Here is a 16,231-nt window from a genome sequence, read left to right on the forward strand (position 1 = left end):
AGATTATCAGGCGCTTTGGGGAGGCTGAAACCAGTTGGAGGCGTACTGAAACTGGTAATTGATAGAAAAAGGCTTGAAGTGTTTTACCGCATACTCCTGCACTGAAGCTTGCAAATCGGGTGCCTGGGGAATAGTAAAGAAAAAAGACGCCACCACCCCATTGTGTAGAGGCAGCTCTGTTTCGTGAGAAGGCTCGCTGTGGTCGGAACTCAAACTAAAGTGAAGCACCAGGAACTCAGGAAAGGTAAGATCTTTGTCGAAAGCTTTTTTGTGGTGCTCATAGTGTGCAATCATAGAGGGCACCTTCTCCAATTCTTTGAAATTGGATCGGGGCAAAACACTTCCAACGATGAAGTACCCCACAAAAACCAATGAAAGCAGACTTTTCACAATTCAAATGTACAATTTGATAAACTCTTACAATGGCCACTTGTCAATTTGGAATGTATCTAAAGAGTTGGTTTCCACTATTCTAAAACAAAATACCTCTCTTTTTGATTTACTAAACAGGTAGTTTTATTAATAGAAATGAAAATAAAAATCAGGACCCGGGTAAAAGCTGATTTGCAGACAGTAAGAGAAGGATTTACCGACAAGCTTTTTTTAAAGTTAAATCCACCTTTTCCGCCGGTGAAGCTCCTGCGCTTCGATGGTTGCAAAAAGGGAGATAAAGTGGAGCTTGAGCTAAACTTTATCTTTTTCAAACAGACCTGGGAAAGCCTCATTACGCACGATCTCTCAAATGAGACCGTTTTTTCCTTTGTTGACGAAGGCGTGCGACTGCCCTTCTTCCTGAATAACTGGAAGCACCACCACATTAATGAGGCCATTGAGAACGGAGGCGCAAGCATCACTGACGAAATAGAATTCACTACGCCGACTTTGTTAACTAACCTGCTTTTTTATCCTGTTCTTTATCTCCAATTCTTGTATCGCAAGCCTATTTACCGAAAAGTATTTGGTAAGTAAGTCTTCTCTTATTTTTATTCTAATTTTGGCCCATCGTGGCCAAAGTCAAATCAGCTTTTTTCTGTCAGAATTGTGGAGCCCAGTCGCCAAAATGGACGGGTAAATGCCCCTCTTGCGGGGAATGGAACACCTACGTTGAAGAAGTAATAGAAAAGGAGCACGCTTCGTCTCCTTCATGGAAAAAAGCCAGTGGCCCTGCCCGTGCGTCTAAGCCTCATGCGATTGACCAGGTGGAGTCTGTGGCCATGCAGCGGATCAAAACAACCGATGAAGAGCTCAACAGGGTGCTGGGAGGAGGCATTGTTCCGGGAAGCCTGGTGCTGATCGGCGGCGAGCCGGGTATCGGCAAGTCGACACTGCTACTACAGATTGCGCTGCAACTGCCCAACCTCAAGGTGCTGTACGTATCGGGCGAGGAAAGTGAGCAGCAGATCAAGATGAGGGCGGAGCGAATAGGCATCAAAAACAACAACTGTTTTGTGCTTTCTGAGGTAGGTATTGCCAATGTGTTCCGGCAAATTGAAGAGCTGGATCCCCAGCTTTTGGTCATCGACTCCATCCAAACGCTTTACTCCGATAAGGTAGAATCTGCCGCTGGCAGCATTTCTCAGATAAGGGAATGCACAGCCGAGCTGATGAAGTTTGCCAAAGAAACCAACACGCCCGTTTTTCTCATCGGCCACATCAACAAAGAGGGCGCTATAGCAGGCCCAAAAGTGTTGGAGCACATGGTTGACACGGTCCTGCAGTTCGAAGGGGACAGGCACCTGGTTTACCGCATTTTGCGAACAACGAAAAACAGGTTTGGTGCTGCCTCCGAGCTCGGCATTTACGAAATGCAGGGAGAAGGCCTCAGAGAGGTAAAAAACCCATCCGAAATCCTGATTTCGCAAAAGGACGGCGACGTGAGTGGCGTGGCAATAGCAGCTACACTGGAAGGCAACCGCCCTTTGCTGATCGAAATACAGAGTTTGGTGAGCCCGGCCACCTATGGCAACCCTCAAAGGACGTCTACAGGCTTCGACAATAAGCGATTGAGCATGCTGCTGGCGGTGCTCGAAAAAAGAGGAGGTTTTCGGTTGGGGACGCAAGACGTTTTCCTGAATGTTGCCGGAGGTTTGAAGCTGGATGATCCGGCAGCGGATTTGGCCATCTGCATGGCAATGATTTCTTCTCTGGAAGAAATCCCTGTATCGTCAAAAGTATGCTTTGCTGCAGAAGTAGGCCTGGGTGGTGAGATCAGAGCAGTGAACCGGATTGATGGGAGGATCATGGAAGCTGAAAAGCTGGGCTTTGAAGCCATTTATGTTTCTAAGTTTGCGCAACGGGCAATAGAGGGGAAAAAGTTTAAAATAGCCGTCAGGCAGTTTGGGAGAATCCACGAGGTGATTTCCGATTTGTTTGGCTAACTAAAAAAGGCAATGAAAGAATTTTTCGAAGGTTTGGGTATCAGTGAGTCGGTGTTCACCTACGTGGTGATCCCTGCGCTGATATTTCTCGCCAGAGTGTGCGATGTGTCCATTAACACCGTGCGGATCATCTTTGTGATGCATGGTAAGAAGCTGCTCGCACCGCTGTTAGGTTTTTTTGAAGCCTTTATCTGGTTGCTGGCCATCCGTCAAATCATCACCAATATCGACGCCTTCTATTCATATTTTGCCTATGCGGGAGGCTTTGCGACAGGCACGTTTCTGGGCATGGTCATCGAAGAAAAACTTGCCCTTGGCCGGGTCGTAGTAAGGGTGATTACACAAAACCCGGCTGAACAGCTGACAGCCTTCTTGAAAGAGAAGGGCTACCGCTACTCTAACCTCGATGCAGAAAGCAACGATGGCAAGGTCAATGTGCTTTTTACCGTTGTAAAGAGAGACGAGCTTCCAACCTATATTAACATCATTAAAAAGTACAATCCCCAGGCTTACTACACCGTGGAGAGTGTGAAAAAGGTAAGCGACGACGATGTGTTCGACCAGCCTGCTGCCTACCAGGGAGTGCTGGGGCGACTCAGAGGGATCAACAGGAGCTAGGCGTTAGTTATCCTCCTTCTTCTTCTTGAACCAGTTCTTCCAGGTTTTTGGCTGCTTCTTTTTGGTGATGATGGTATAAATATCCTTTTTGCGGATCACAGTAGGCTTTTTCAGTCTTGGGTCGGTGGGGTAGTCCACTCCTTCATCGTTGCTTGAAAACTTTGGCTTGGACCTGTGTGCCGGTGGTAAATCAGTTTCATTCTTCGCTTTGCCACTTCCGATAATAAGGTTAACCCCCATTTTAAAGTCCAGTGTGTTCATGTTACCTACATTGGCAAATCCAATCAGATTGTCTGAAGCGAGATAATACTGAACAGGGCCGCCAGCCATCGACAAAGCGAGCCCTGGCCGGGGCCATTGCTGCGGAAGCTTCACCACGCTGCCAGAAGCCACGATACCAGGCGTTAGCTGCTTGACATATGATACAGCGAAGGCCGATTTTACTTTGCCCACAAGAAGTTGATTCATCATCGTAACGGTCACTCTATCAACAGGGCCAAGCAGCAGCGATCCGCTTATTATTGATTTGGTACTTAACATTGCCGAATATGGATTGGCCGTTTCCTTTGGTGTGAAGGCATTCTTTAGTGAGTCTATAGTACTTTCTATATCGCCATCAGAGGTGAAATTCACGCCCTGAAAAACGAATGAGGTATCGCTAAGTATGAAGTTCTGGCTAAACTCCTTCCAATAGACATAGCCGAGGTCGGTGATGGATGCCGACAGGCTATACAGGTTTTGATGACTCCACGTGGCACCTAGGTCAATGGCCGCTCCCTTATTTGGGTTTGAAAGCAGGTAGGCAACGGAGGGATCTTCATTTACTCCAGCGGCATTTAGTCCTGCCCTTTTGAACAGGAAACCATAGCTGTAGGTTTCCGGCTCAAGATCCACTCTGGCATCCATTCCCCAAAGTGTTTTCACATTGTATATCCCCTGAATCAGCTTTATTCTGGCACCAATTTTCAGGTCATCATTCATCAGGGAAGTATTCACTCCAACGCCATACTCCCGGAAGTAGGAAGCGCTGAACGCCGACTTGCCAATATCGAGCGGCTGGTCTACAAGCGAGTTGGTGCCTTCCCAGGCTGCCTTCACCAAATTTTTGGTGTACTGGCCCCGCACATTTATTCGTTCGTTGACAAAGAAACTGTAGCCAAAAGAAGACTTTTCCGGCTTGATGCCTACGTAGAGCAGTGGGATGCTTGCTTCAAATAGCAGGGCATTCTTCTTTTTCAGGTGAGAGATGACTTTGTCAACATCCAGTTTCACAGAGTCATTTTCCAGTTTGGTGAACGCCCGGTTGTAACCGAATCTGTTGTTAACATGCAGTCCCATTTCGGAAATGACCGGCAGGCCCAAAACCAGTTTTCCTTTGATCTCATTCGCCGGATTCAACCGGCTGTTTTGCGGCACAGCATCACCCAGCGTGTATAGTCCCAGCCCATTTTGCCCCTTCACAGTTGCGAAGCAGCAAATAATGACCAATATGGTTGTTAGCCAGCGCCTCATTGGGTTTTTATTTTCAAGCGGCCCAAAACAGAAATATTGATGTCAAGTTTGTAGTCGGCATACAGCTTGACGTACTCCTCGTCGGCGGCATTAAACGTATTGATTATAATGGCCACATTGAGATGGTCGGCGTTCTTTAGTGCCTCGGTGCCCTCTATTCCCAGGTCAATTTCTGACAGCAGCTTTTTTGACTCCAAGGTGCGTCCCGATGCGTCAACTTGCGGCGCCGTCAGCACCAGTTCTTCTGGCACGGTGAAAAGGATAGTGTCATTTTCGTCAGCAAAGTTGACGGCGAGCCGCCCCTCAAACGGCATTTCGTTTTCTGTGTAAAACCTCAAAACTGCTTCCTGAAGATTTTTCAGATCGATTTCATCTGTGCCAAATTTAAGGTTGGTGGTGAACTCCTGCATCCTTACTTCGAAGGGTAGCTCCACCACAGTGATGGTCCTGAACCTGCTGCTGTCTGTCATGAAATTCAGGTAGTCCTTTTCAAAAACATCGGGGTTGGAGATCACCGTTAAAGGCAAGTTGAATTTGACGGGGGTGATGCCAAAAAGCTCCCTGATGTTCGAGTTTTGGGCGTTGATGACAAACTCTGAGTGGCTGGTTTTTCCTATAGAATCGAGCTTTGGGTAATTTACAAATTGCAGCGACTCGGTTATTGACCCGGTCAGCGCAATGGAAGTGCTGTCATTATTACTTGCGGAAAGGTTGTTAATCAACAGGCCCGACGGAAACCCAAATGAGTTATCAACTTTGAGAATAATTTTGGGATCTTTAAAGTCGAGCCCATAATCTCCAAACGTTTCAAAAAACTTAAGCTCTATCGTTCTGTCCTGCAAGAGGCCCTCTTTTCGGTCGAAGTAGCCATGCACATGAGAGTAAGTTGCTTCTGAGAAGTCAATTGAAAAGCGAAAGAAATCCGAAAAATCGACCGATTGCCCTGGCTTCACGACAACTTTTCCTTTGATGATAACGTCAAAATCGTTGGCCTCTTCCCGTCTTCGGAAAAGAAACTTTTTGCCTCCCAGCGGCATTCTTGTGATCGATGTGACCGGAACTGTTGTGCCAAAGCTTAAAGTATCCGAAATGCTAACCGGTGAATTGTTGGCTGTCTCAAACATAGAAGGAAAGCCGAATTCCAGCATGACGTCACTCCGGAAGCGGGAGTTGATTTCCAGCGCCAGATTCCCGCTGTTAAAGAAAATGGAATCGACCTTTTCGTCAAAAAAGGCGTCGAAAGAGAAGGTGATCACCTTTTCAAATTCGATCACCTCGGTCTCTCCGGCAGGAGACGAAGACACAAAAGGAAATACTATATCACTTTTATTGATGGGTGGAAAATAGAGAAAAGCTTCCCGTTCGTCGTTGTAGGAGGTGTCCATATACACGATGGTCATGAACAGATCCTCACCCTCTTCAATGGTCAACGCATTGTCCTGAAGGTCGCCTACCAGCTCCCGCATGGTGTACCTCGACACTCCCAACGGAACGGCAAGCGTTGGCTCGTAGTCGGGGATGTCCAGATTGCCAAATTCCAGGTCATTTATCCCGCAGCCAGAAATAAGAATGGCCAATGCTCCTTTTATTAACCAGGACAATGGACTTTTCTCCAAAAAAGTCATTAAGGTCGATAGTATAAAAAAAATAATAGTCTGGAGAAGTCGTCACGCAGAAACACCGATTTGTTCCGTTATGCAAGTATTCTCCTAAAGCCGGCCCTGCCTTGTAGCCCTCCGGTATGTATTGTATAAATGACCGAGCCTTTACGAAAGTAAGCATTTTTAATCATCTCAAGCAGGCCAAACATCATTTTCCCTGTGTAGACAGGCTCCAAAGGAATGGCAAATTCATCTTCGAAGGCCTTTACAAATACAATCAAATCATCTTTAACCTTTCCATATCCACCAAAATGGTAATTGTTTATCATGTCCCAATTGCCAAAAGCGCTTAGGCTGTGTTGCCTTTGAAGTGCTATTATTTCTTCAGTAAGAAAGTTGCCTTTTAAAGCTGCGAAGCCGAGTATTTGCCTCTTTCCCTTCAGGCAGTCTATGCATCCGGCCATCGTGCCACCGGTTCCCACCGGCAAAGCCAGATAGTCATACGGAGTGTCTATTCGATTGACCATCTCTGAGGCTCCTTGAATGGCCAGGTGGTTGGTGCCACCCTCGGGAATGAGAAAAAAATCACCGAATAGCGTCCTCATTTCATCAGCAAATGAAGGCAATTCCTTCTCTCTGTATTTGGTTCTTGATATCCGGTGCAAGACCATTCCGTTCTTAACAGCTTGTGCCAGGGTGGGGTTGCTCAGGTCGGCATCCTCGCCTCTGATGACACCAATCGACTTCAGCCCAACGGTCTTGCAAGCGGCGGCAGTGGCGGCAATGTGGTTAGAGAACGCTCCACCGAAGGTCAGCACCGTGTGATGGCCGAGTTTGTCGGCTTCCAGGAGGTTATATTTTAGTTTCCAGTACTTATTTCCCGAAATGTGAGGATGGTTTAAATCTTCTCTTCGTACAATAAGTCTCACGCCAGCCTTTTCAATAAAAGGGGCCTTCATTTCAATCTCTGGAACAGGCTGCGGTGCGGGATAAATCATTGATTCAAAATTGGCAGAACTTCTGTGTATTTTTGCACCATGAGCGAAGAAATTGATTTGGGAGAAGATTTTTTGGACGAAGAAGAAGGGGCGCTTTTTGAACACCACCGGATCGTGGTGGATAAAAAGCAGAGCCCTGTGCGAATAGATAAGTTCTTAACCGACAGGCTTCCCAATACCACCCGCAACAGGGTACAAGATGCGATCAGGGATGAGTTTGTTCAGGTTAATGACAAGGCTGTAAAGCCGAACTATAAGATTCATCCGGACGACGTGATCACGGTTTCATTGCCTGAGCCGCCCAGAGACACTGAGGTGGTGCCCGAAAACATTCCGCTTAATATTGTCTACGAAGATGAGCACCTGCTTGTGGTGAATAAGCCCGCTGGCATGGTGGTTCATCCGGCATTTAATAATTGGTCGGGTACACTGGTCAATGCCCTTACCTACCATTTTCAGCAGCTGCCTGAAATGAAAGGCAATGAAGGCCGACCCGGTTTAGTGCATAGGATCGATAAAGACACCAGTGGCCTGCTGGTAATAGCTAAAACAGAGCTGGCCATGAACTCACTGGCCAAGCAGTTTTTCGACCACTCCATTGAGCGAACCTACTATGCCCTGGTGTGGGGTGTGCCTGAGCAGGAAAAAGGTACTGTTGATGTCTTTCTCGGAAGAAGCCTGAAGGATCGCCGGGTTACTACAGCCTTCCCGGATGGTGACTTCGGCAGAAATGCTGTCACGCATTATGAAATGCTGAAGGATTTGAGGTATGTAGCGCTGATCAAGTGCAACCTGGAAACGGGCCGCACTCACCAGATCAGGGCACACATGAAGCACATCGGGCACCCGATATTCAACGATGCTACCTATGGCGGTGACAGGGTAGTGAAAGGCACCATTTTTACCAAGTACAAACAATTTGTCGACAATTGCTTCAAGTTGATACCCAGGCAGGCCCTCCATGCCAAGTCGCTTGGGTTTATACATCCCGCCACCAAAGAGTTTGTACAATTTGAGTCCGAACTTCCGGAAGATTTCACTTCTGTAATCGACAAATGGGAGCACTACCTGCAGTATAATTAGCAGCTCACAAAAACTTTTTCTGCTTCTATTGTGACTTTTCTGCTGATCTCCTGATTTTAATAGGAAAGTTGGTTCTTTTGAAAGAGGAGACTCACATAGAAAACGCACAGTTGGACTACAACGAAGAAGAGCTCCTCCTTCTTTCGAAGAAAAATATTGACCATTTCGGCAAGATTTATAACAAACAATATGACTCGATTTTCCGGTTTGTTTTGCGCAAAACGGACGACGATGAATTGGCAGCCGACCTTGTTTCTGAAGTGTTTCTCAAGGCCATGCTGGCGATAAAAAGGTTTCAGTACAATGGTGTGCCGTATCAGGCCTACCTGATGAAGATCGCCAGAAATGAAGTGCTGGCTCATTATCACCGTACCAAGAAGCGGATGGTGATCAGCATTGATGAGACCAACCTGAGGGAGATTCTGGAGAGCGAGGTGGAGGTGAAAATGGAGGCTGAAAAAGTGATCAGCCTTATCGACCTGCTCGATGAGGACGAAGTGGCCATTCTGGAGCTCAAGTTCTTTGAAGGGAAGGCATTTTATGAGATCGCTTTCATCCTCGAAAAGAATGAGAGTACAGTGAAGATGAGGTATTACAGGGCGTTGCAAAAGTTAAAAGAAAAGGTGTCGGGGCAATGAAGAAGTACGATATACGGATACGGAGGGGGGCTTTTCACGAAAAGCGGACGTCGAGGTACAAAAACTTCGACCAGCTAAGCCGTCGGTACAAGAAGGAACGGATAAAACAGGTGATGACCAGATTGTTCTATTTACTATTTCTGGTGGCAGTAAGCGTAGCACTCTTTTTTCTATTTCGATAACCGTAAACTTTAAACACTACAAAAATGGAAGCAAAGAAAAACCCCCGGGCAGATGTACAGCGCCGCTACGGCCTGCACTTGTCCATTGGATTCATGGTGGCCCTGGCGCTGGTAGTCATGGCTTTTGAGTGGCGCACGGCGTATGAGCCGCCGATTACCTTTGAAGATATTGATGACCCGATACCCTTGCTTGATGAGGTAATTGCTACGGATATACCTGAACCTCCGAAGCCAAAAGTTATCATGCCGGAAGTTGTTCCTGTTCCTGATGAGGAGATACTTGAGGAGGAGCCAGTGATTTTTGATAGCGAAGAGGCTGAGAAAGTTGAAGACATTCCTTTTTTGACTGAGGAACTTCCCGATGAGGAGGTCGATAAGTTTTACGAATATGTTGAAAAAATGCCAGAACCAATGGGCGGAATGGCTGACTTCATGGCATTCCTTGGCAAGAATATCAGGTACCCAAAAAGCGGCATCAGAAACGATATTCAGGGGAAGGTCTATGTTCAGTTCATTGTAGATGAGCAGGGCAACCTGACGGACTTAAAGGTGATTAAGGGCATCAACGAAGACTTCGACAGCGAGTCGCTGAGGGTGCTTTCCAAAGCGCCTGCGTGGAAGCCCGGCAGGCAGGGAGGGCGGCCCGTCAAAGTAAGGATGGTGCTGCCAATTATTTACAAGCTTCATTAAAGAACATAAGAAAGGCTGGAAACCCCAGCCTTTCTTATTACGGTCAAGTGCCGCTCCATTTAATCGTACAGCCAATGGCCTTGGTGAAGGTTACAGGGACTTTCCTGCTGGCAATCAGCGCATCTACTGCATCTTCTACATACTTTTTATCCGCCTTATTCGAATCTTGGTGGTTGTTGTCGATAGCGCCTATATAAGCGACCCTGAGCTTGCCACTTTCCTTGTTCAGCAAAAAAACATGAGGCGTTCGGGCAGCCCCATAAGCACGGGCTATTTCCTGGGTTTCATCAAGCAGGTAAGGGAAGCTAAACCCTTTCTTGTTGCTATTGGCCTGCATCGCTTCAAACGAATCGCCGGGTGACAGCGAGCCGTCGTTGGGTTGAATGGCAATGACAGGATAGCCAGCCCCCTTGTATTTTTTGTCAAGAGCAATGATCCTTTGCTCATACAACTTGGCATAGGGGCAAGTATTGCAAGTAAAAACCACAATAAAACCTTTGGCCTCTTTGTAGTCGGACAGGCTTACTGAGGCACCATCCACATTTTTAAGTTGAAAGTCCCTGGCTATATCTCCTACCTCGTATCCCCCATCAAAAGGTGCGGCACTGACCTGAACAATGGCCAGCAACACTAGCAAACTGATTGTCTTTTTCATAGTAAGTAGGGTTTAGTTTATAAAAGCTTCAATAACCTCAGACAGTTCCCCTTCTTTAAAGGTCTTTTCATAGAACTGTTTTTTGCCGGTTTTTGAGTTCACAATGAGTGTCGCCGGAATGGCCCCCGACCACGAAGGAGAGACTTTATCTATGAACGAATTATAGTCGGTTTCGTCCAGCACTAGCACTCTTGAGCGAAGGTCATTTTTATCAATGAACTTTTGTACCTTCTTTTCAACGTCCTTGCCAAAGTCAAAGCTGACCAGAATAACAGAAACCCCTTTGTCTCTGAATTGGCTGTTAGCAGCTTCAAAATAGCCTATTTCTTCTACGCAAGGTTTACACCAGGTAGCCCAAAAGTTAATGACTTTGATACCATCCTCATTGGTATTGATAATAGCCCCCAACTGTGGATACTTTATTACCTCTACATCTTGCGCCATGGTAGCACCGGCACCGAAAAGAAAAAATATCAAAAGTACTGAGCGTAGCATACCACAATTTACGAATTATACGTCAGTAATGTTTTTGTCAACGAGGCGATGTGGATCTTAACACCACAGATATCCACAATTAGCGGGAGTTATCCACAATGGATCGTTAGGATCGATGCAAAATGTTGATTTTCAATAGAGTATAAAATAGCTCCGAATGGAAACCCCGTGGATAAGTCTGCCCGTTTTCCACAAATGTGGTTACTCTTCCTGGTTTTGACGGATGAGTTTGCTGCGGTAGGCGCTGAAAATGCTGGATTTAGAGACGAAGCCGATGTACTTCCCGTTGTCGATAACCGGAAGGTTCCAGGCCTGCGAAATTTCGAACTTGTTCATCACGCTTTGCATTTTTTCGTTGGAAGAGACAAATGCCGGAGGCGCTGTCATCCAGGTTCTCACAATAATGCTTTTTCGGGCCTCTTCGTTGAACATGATCTCTCTCACATCGTCCAAAGTGATGATCCCTTCCAGCTCACCCAGGTCATTCACAACGGGGAAAATATTGCGCCTCGACTTCCTGACCAACTTGACCAGGTCATCCAGTGTGGCATTTGGATGAATGGTTAAAAGATCAGTTTCCACTATTTTCTCAAGTAGTATCTGGCTAAGTACCAGCCTGTCCTTGTCGTTGGGGATCAGGTCACCCTTCTCCACAAGGTGCTTGGTGTAAATGGAATACTTTTCGAAGTAGGAAATAGTGCTATACGATATAGCGGAGACCAGCATCAATGGAACGAACAATGTATAGCCGCTTGTGATTTCGGCAATAAGGAAGATGGCCGTAAGCGGAGCATGCAACACGCCGCTCATAACGCCGCACATGCCCACTAGTGTAAAATTGCTCAGACTGAGGTTGGTAAATGGAAATACCTGCGTAATGGTGCGGGCGTAAAAGTAGCCGGTAACGCCACCCAGGAAGAGGGAAGGAGCGAAGATACCACCGCTGCCGCCAGCTCCAATGGTGGTGGCTGATGCGATTGGCTTAAGGAGCATGACCGCAAACAAGAAGAAGATGATGATAAGCCCGTTCTCTCTGAGGCCATAAAATAAGCTCCTTTGCAGCACTTCATCTTCGTTGCCATTGAGAAGCGACTTGATAGTTTCATAGCCCTCACCATAAATTGGCGGAAGAATCAGAATGATAAGCGCAAGGGCGGCACCACCCATAAGCGCCCTGTTAAAGTCATTGTTAATGCCGGACAACTTGCCCTCAACAAAATAGGTGAGCCGGGTAAAGTATAAGGAGACTAAACCGCATGCGACACCAAGCAAAATGTAGTAGGGGGTATCGGCCGCCGTAAAGGAGTCTTTTAGCTGAAATGAGAAAAGAATGTCGTTTCCCAACAGCGTTTTTGACACAAGAGAGCCAGTTACTGAGGCAATCAAAATTGGAATGAACAGCGAAATGGTAACATCGGCCAGGATTACCTCGATGGCGAATATAACACCAGCAACAGGCGAGTTGAATATAGCCGAGATGGCACCAGCTGTTCCGCAGCCTATTAAAAGCGTCCTCTTTTTGTAGTTGAGATGGACAAGCTGGGCAATATTGGAGCCGATGGCCGAGCCTGTGACCACTATTGGGGCCTCCAGCCCCACAGAACCACCAAAGCCAACAGTAATGGCACTGGTGATCATGCGGGAGTACATTTTCGACCTTTTGATGATACTCGAATTTTTGGATATCGAGTAAAGGACGTGGGTGATACCGTGGCCGAGCTTCTCTTTGAGGACGTATTTCGAAATGACCAGCGTGATCACAATTCCAATCAACGGATACACCAGATAAGAGAAATTGATATCATACAGATAAAAATTTCTCTCAAGCAGTCGTTGAATGAAATGAACGCTGCTCTTCAACACCACCGCAGCAATCCCTGCAATGGCCCCGACAATCCCCGCCAGGATCAGAATGAAGTTCTTATCGCTGATGTTTCTGAGCCTCCAAATGAGAAATTTCAGAAGCACATCATTTCCTCTCATATCGTCAAATGTACTACAAAATATAAGAGATGTTGACCTTCGATATCACTTACTTCGCTTGTTCGGCCATCTGTTTGAAGTGAATGTCGTAGAAGCGATAGTGAACATAAAACTTATTGCTCGACAAAATCTTCAGGATATAACTCCATAGGATTTCATAAGGAATCACTTCCAGGTCAACCTTGATCTCACAAGGGATTTTTGTCCTCTTCAGTTTCGAGAAGTATACCTTGCCTCTGTCTTTGATGGCATCGTGACTAAACTCATTTTCAGTTACCATAGAGATCAACCTGATGAAGATGCTGTTCCTGTAGTTTGTTCTCTTGTCCAAATGCTCAGAGTTGTATTTCTCAAGCTCTTGAAGCACTGCCTTGAGCTTGATTACTTCCGCATCTCTCAACAGATATAAGAATTGAATAACCAATGTGCCGACGGCGTAGTTATTCATGTCTTTGGAGTAGTCAGGCACTTTGTTAAGGAACTCCTCGAGGTCAAAGCCCCATTTGAGTAGCTTTTCGTCGTTGACGAAAACAAGGAAGGCTCTGTAGATCAGCCAGCGATTTTTGTCCACCTCGTCAAGATGCACGTAGTTCTTGTTGGTTCTGATGGCTCTGAAAGCTTTTCCGGCGTCTTTGTACATCTCCCCTTTCATTAGTAGCAGGAAGTAGTACTCCATGAAATCAAACCACTCAGGGCTGCCGTTTTTGAAGAGGCTGAGTGCCTTGGTGGCATACGCCTTTCCGTTCTCAACATCCCCCGTGTTGTAGAAGCAATAGATTTTTATCAGAGAAATTTGATTTTTGCTCAAATCAACCTCCACCTCATGGTTGTGCTTGTTGAGGTACTTTTTCTCTATTTCGGTACAAATGGTGAGGTTCTCTTTGAACTTCCAGGTAAGCTGGTTGTACAACAACTTTAGCTTGTACGACAGCACGTCAAGTCGATTGCTTTTAAGCTGCTTGGCAGCCTCTTCTATTTGCTTGATAGTCTTCGGAATAGCATCAATAACCCGCTGCTGGGCACTTACCGACTTATTGATGTTAACCAGCGTACTAAAGTAAAGCTCCTCGCACTGCCGGGTTATTTTGAGTGTGTTGGTAACCACATCAATTTCGGCCTGAGTTTCAAGGTAGGGCGTAAGCTTTCCCATGTGCGCATATTCGTTCCTCAGAATAATGAGCGCCTCGATTTTTATCTCGTGGAATTCAAACTCGGTAGTGGCCCTTACTAATTGAGGGATAAGCCGAATGCCAATTTCTGAAGATCCCTCCATGAAAAGAATCTTCGTTTGATGCAGCGTATGAAGACATTCGTAGGACATCTTGTTGTGCAACGTGTAGATGTCCTTGTCGTAATCCAGAAAGTAAAGATGATTGAGAAGCCGCTGTTTTAACTTTGTCTTGGCGTTTCTGTAATTTCTGTTGCCAGGATCAGTGTCAAACATTTTCGTGGCTGCATCATCATCGTTGAGAAACTCTCCTGTTATAATCCCCTCATAAAGTTGATTGTCTTTTGAGATTTCCTTCTTTCGAAAATTCTGATTAACGAGCTGTATGCTTCGCTGACCTTTCTTTTTTGCAATTTCAATGAGCTTAACTAGTTCTTCCATTATAATGTGCTAATACGTAAAGAGTACAATTTGTGAAAACAATAGAGTATACTGATTCAAGTGCCGAATTTTACCCCAAAGCAGCAAAATAGCCCTAGGATAAACCCTTCTAAAGATTAAATTAAATAAATTATAACGGATTCAAGGGCTTTATGCTAAGAATTAATTTACAGAGGGTTTGGTAAACGGGAGAATGAGAATCCCAACAAGGTTTTCTGCCAACTATCGGATGACCTGAACACATGGAATAGAGAAACAGCATATTGGAAAAGTACAAAAAATAAATGTTAACAATTATTGTAAGAAATGTAACAGCAAAACTGGAGATAAGCCTATATTTGCCCCCCAAATAAATAGCACGGTGTTGACTGATAAATTTAAAATTAGATTTGAGTGCGTTAAGGCGCCAAAACCATTTGTTGGTTTAAACGGATATGAGCAGGGCTCGGTTTACCAGGGAAGAAAGTATAATGGAATGTACGAAATTTCCGTGAAATGGGGAAACGGTGAACAGACCAAACTTATTGAACGTAAACTCTTTAGTGAGTTTTTTCAAGAGATAGATGTAAATGAAGATAACAAGGATAAAAGAAACATGTCTTTATGTGTCTGACCTTGAGGCTACCCGGAAGTTCTACCACGAATGTCTGAGCCTGCCGGTCATTGCAATGGTGCCCGGTCGTCATGTTTTTTTTGAGGTCGGCGACACAGTGTTGCTCTGTTTCGATGCATCGGCCACACGAAATGAAAAGGTGCTGCCGCCACATTATGCAGAGGGCAAGCAACACATAGCATTCGAAGTGCCAGCGCCGACGTATGACAGGTGGAAGGCTGCACTGCTAAAAAAGGGTGTCGAAATAACGCACGAGCAGAAGTGGAAAGAAGGAATTTACTCTTTCTACTTTGATGACCCCGACGGGAATGTGATTGAGATTGTGCCCCCGGGGCTTTGGTAGAAGATACTAGTTGCTCTGAAGTACGCCCAGCGCTTCTTCTACGAAATCAAAGGTGGTAAGAACATCTGGCTTGCCGTCAACAATGGCTACATCATGCTCGTAATGGGCAGAAGGCCTATTGTCGGCAGTAATAATTGTCCAGCCGTCTCTCAGCTGCTTTACCCTTCTTGTTCCCATGTTGATCATGGGTTCGATGGCTATTACGAGACCTTCTTTGATTTTTGGGCCACTGCCTCTTCTTCCGTAATTGGGCACTTCGGGAGACTCATGCATTTTCTTGCCGAGGCCATGCCCTACAAGCTCCCTCACCACGCCATAACCATTGGCTTCGGCATGCGCTTGAATAGCAAAACTAATGTCACCAATTCTGTTGGAGGCCGTGGCCTGCTCAATGCCCAATGTGAGGCATTCTTTGGTCACCCTAAGAAGCTTTTTGATTTCGTCTGACACCTCTCCCACCATAAAAGTATAGGCCTGATCCCCGTAGTAGCCATTTTTTAGTACCCCGCAGTCAATCGAGATGATATCGCCTTCCGCTAGTGGCTTGCCAGAAGGAATACCATGCACAACCTGTTCGTTGAGCGACATGCACAAGGAGTTGGGAAAATCGTAAAGCCCAAGAAACCCCGGAATAGCTCCGTGATCCCTGATAAATTCTTCTGCAAGTTTGTCGAGATGCAGAGGCGTGACACCCGGTTGTACTTCCTTTGCCAGCATACCCAGTGTGCGTGAAACCAGCTGGGCACTTATTCTCATTAGCTCAATTTCCTCTGCGGTCTTGTATTGAATCATATAAATCAGAATCTCTCAGTAATCAATATCGGCCCGGCAAT

Annotated in this window: 17 protein-coding genes; 8 read left to right on the forward strand and 9 right to left on the reverse strand. The window is 46.0% G+C overall.

What is annotated here, in order from left to right:
- Positions 1-6 precede the first annotated feature (6 nt).
- The gene (locus GC130_RS27520) at positions 7-390 is read right to left on the reverse strand and encodes a hypothetical protein (RefSeq protein ID WP_152001582.1); all 384 of its coding nucleotides are present in this window, start codon (positions 388-390) and stop codon (positions 7-9) included.
- Positions 391-528: 138 nt separating this feature from the next.
- Here GC130_RS27520 and GC130_RS27525 point away from each other — a divergent pair, with 138 nt between their 5' ends.
- Genes GC130_RS27525 through GC130_RS27535 form a run of 3 tightly spaced genes read left to right on the forward strand, consistent with a single transcriptional unit; the run spans position 529 to position 2,996 of the window.
- The gene (locus tag GC130_RS27525) at positions 529-969 is read left to right on the forward strand and encodes a hypothetical protein (RefSeq protein WP_152001583.1); all 441 of its coding nucleotides are present in this window, start codon (positions 529-531) and stop codon (positions 967-969) included.
- Positions 970-1,004: 35 nt separating this feature from the next.
- On the forward strand, positions 1,005-2,378 hold the full coding sequence (gene radA, locus GC130_RS27530) for a DNA repair protein RadA (RefSeq protein WP_152001584.1): 1,374 nt from the start codon (positions 1,005-1,007) through the stop codon (positions 2,376-2,378).
- A gap of 12 nt (positions 2,379-2,390) precedes the next feature.
- Positions 2,391-2,996 carry a DUF2179 domain-containing protein gene (locus GC130_RS27535; RefSeq protein WP_152001585.1) on the forward strand — a complete coding sequence of 202 codons (606 nt, stop codon included), beginning with the start codon at positions 2,391-2,393 and terminating at the stop codon, positions 2,994-2,996.
- Positions 2,997-2,999: 3 nt separating this feature from the next.
- On the opposite strand, the gene GC130_RS27540 is transcribed toward GC130_RS27535, so the two are convergent.
- From GC130_RS27540 to GC130_RS27550, 3 genes are all read right to left on the reverse strand, one after another.
- Positions 3,000-4,508, reverse strand: coding sequence for a DUF5723 family protein (locus GC130_RS27540; RefSeq protein WP_152001586.1), 1,509 nt, complete (start codon positions 4,506-4,508; stop codon positions 3,000-3,002).
- On the reverse strand, positions 4,505-6,133 hold the full coding sequence (locus GC130_RS27545) for a hypothetical protein (protein WP_152001587.1): 1,629 nt from the start codon (positions 6,131-6,133) through the stop codon (positions 4,505-4,507). Before GC130_RS27545 ends, GC130_RS27540 begins: the two co-directional genes overlap by 4 nt.
- A 68-nt stretch (positions 6,134-6,201) precedes the next feature.
- Positions 6,202-7,107, reverse strand: a complete 906-nt coding sequence (locus GC130_RS27550) for a 1-aminocyclopropane-1-carboxylate deaminase/D-cysteine desulfhydrase (RefSeq protein WP_201568598.1) — start codon at positions 7,105-7,107, stop codon at positions 6,202-6,204.
- A gap of 39 nt (positions 7,108-7,146) precedes the next feature.
- Between GC130_RS27550 and GC130_RS27555 the strand changes: the two genes are divergently transcribed.
- The 4 genes from GC130_RS27555 (at position 7,147) to GC130_RS27570 (ending at position 9,700) form a co-directional block, all read left to right on the forward strand.
- Entirely contained in the window at positions 7,147-8,190 is a 1,044-nt protein-coding gene (locus GC130_RS27555) for an RluA family pseudouridine synthase (RefSeq protein ID WP_152001588.1), read from the forward strand.
- 77 nt (positions 8,191-8,267) lie between these two features.
- Positions 8,268-8,828, forward strand: a complete 561-nt coding sequence (locus GC130_RS27560; RefSeq protein WP_193218043.1) for an RNA polymerase sigma factor — start codon at positions 8,268-8,270, stop codon at positions 8,826-8,828.
- A complete protein-coding gene (locus GC130_RS27565; protein ID WP_152001590.1) occupies positions 8,825-9,010 on the forward strand; it encodes a hypothetical protein in 186 nt (61 codons plus the stop codon). Before GC130_RS27560 ends, GC130_RS27565 begins: the two co-directional genes overlap by 4 nt.
- 24 nt (positions 9,011-9,034) lie before the next feature.
- Complete coding sequence (locus tag GC130_RS27570) at positions 9,035-9,700, forward strand: energy transducer TonB (protein ID WP_152001591.1); 666 nt, start codon at positions 9,035-9,037, stop codon at positions 9,698-9,700.
- Positions 9,701-9,743: 43 nt separating this feature from the next.
- Here GC130_RS27570 and GC130_RS27575 read toward each other — a convergent pair whose 3' ends face one another.
- From GC130_RS27575 to GC130_RS27590, 4 genes are all read right to left on the reverse strand, one after another.
- Positions 9,744-10,355 (reverse strand): thioredoxin family protein, encoded by a 612-nt coding sequence (locus GC130_RS27575; protein WP_152001592.1) that lies wholly within the window; start codon positions 10,353-10,355, stop codon positions 9,744-9,746.
- 12 nt (positions 10,356-10,367) lie between these two features.
- On the reverse strand, positions 10,368-10,850 hold the full coding sequence (locus tag GC130_RS27580) for a TlpA disulfide reductase family protein (protein ID WP_152001593.1): 483 nt from the start codon (positions 10,848-10,850) through the stop codon (positions 10,368-10,370).
- Between the two features lie 201 nt (positions 10,851-11,051).
- A complete protein-coding gene (locus GC130_RS27585) occupies positions 11,052-12,833 on the reverse strand; it encodes a chloride channel protein (RefSeq protein ID WP_152001594.1) in 1,782 nt (593 codons plus the stop codon).
- A 49-nt stretch (positions 12,834-12,882) separates the two neighbouring features.
- Positions 12,883-14,442: a hypothetical protein gene (locus tag GC130_RS27590; protein ID WP_152001595.1), complete on the reverse strand. Its 1,560-nt coding sequence runs from the start codon at positions 14,440-14,442 to the stop codon at positions 12,883-12,885.
- Positions 14,443-15,011: 569 nt separating this feature from the next.
- On the opposite strand from GC130_RS27590, the gene GC130_RS27595 reads away from it, so the two are divergent.
- Positions 15,012-15,398, forward strand: coding sequence for a VOC family protein (locus GC130_RS27595; protein ID WP_152001596.1), 387 nt, complete (start codon positions 15,012-15,014; stop codon positions 15,396-15,398).
- A 6-nt stretch (positions 15,399-15,404) separates the two neighbouring features.
- Here the strand turns inward: GC130_RS27595 and map are convergent, their stop codons facing one another.
- Positions 15,405-16,190 carry a type I methionyl aminopeptidase gene (map, locus tag GC130_RS27600; RefSeq protein WP_152001597.1) on the reverse strand — a complete coding sequence of 262 codons (786 nt, stop codon included), beginning with the start codon at positions 16,188-16,190 and terminating at the stop codon, positions 15,405-15,407.
- Positions 16,191-16,231: the final 41 nt, after the last annotated feature.

Source organism: Imperialibacter sp. EC-SDR9 (genome assembly GCF_902498805.1).
Classification (GTDB): Bacteria; Bacteroidota; Bacteroidia; order Cytophagales; family Cyclobacteriaceae; genus Imperialibacter.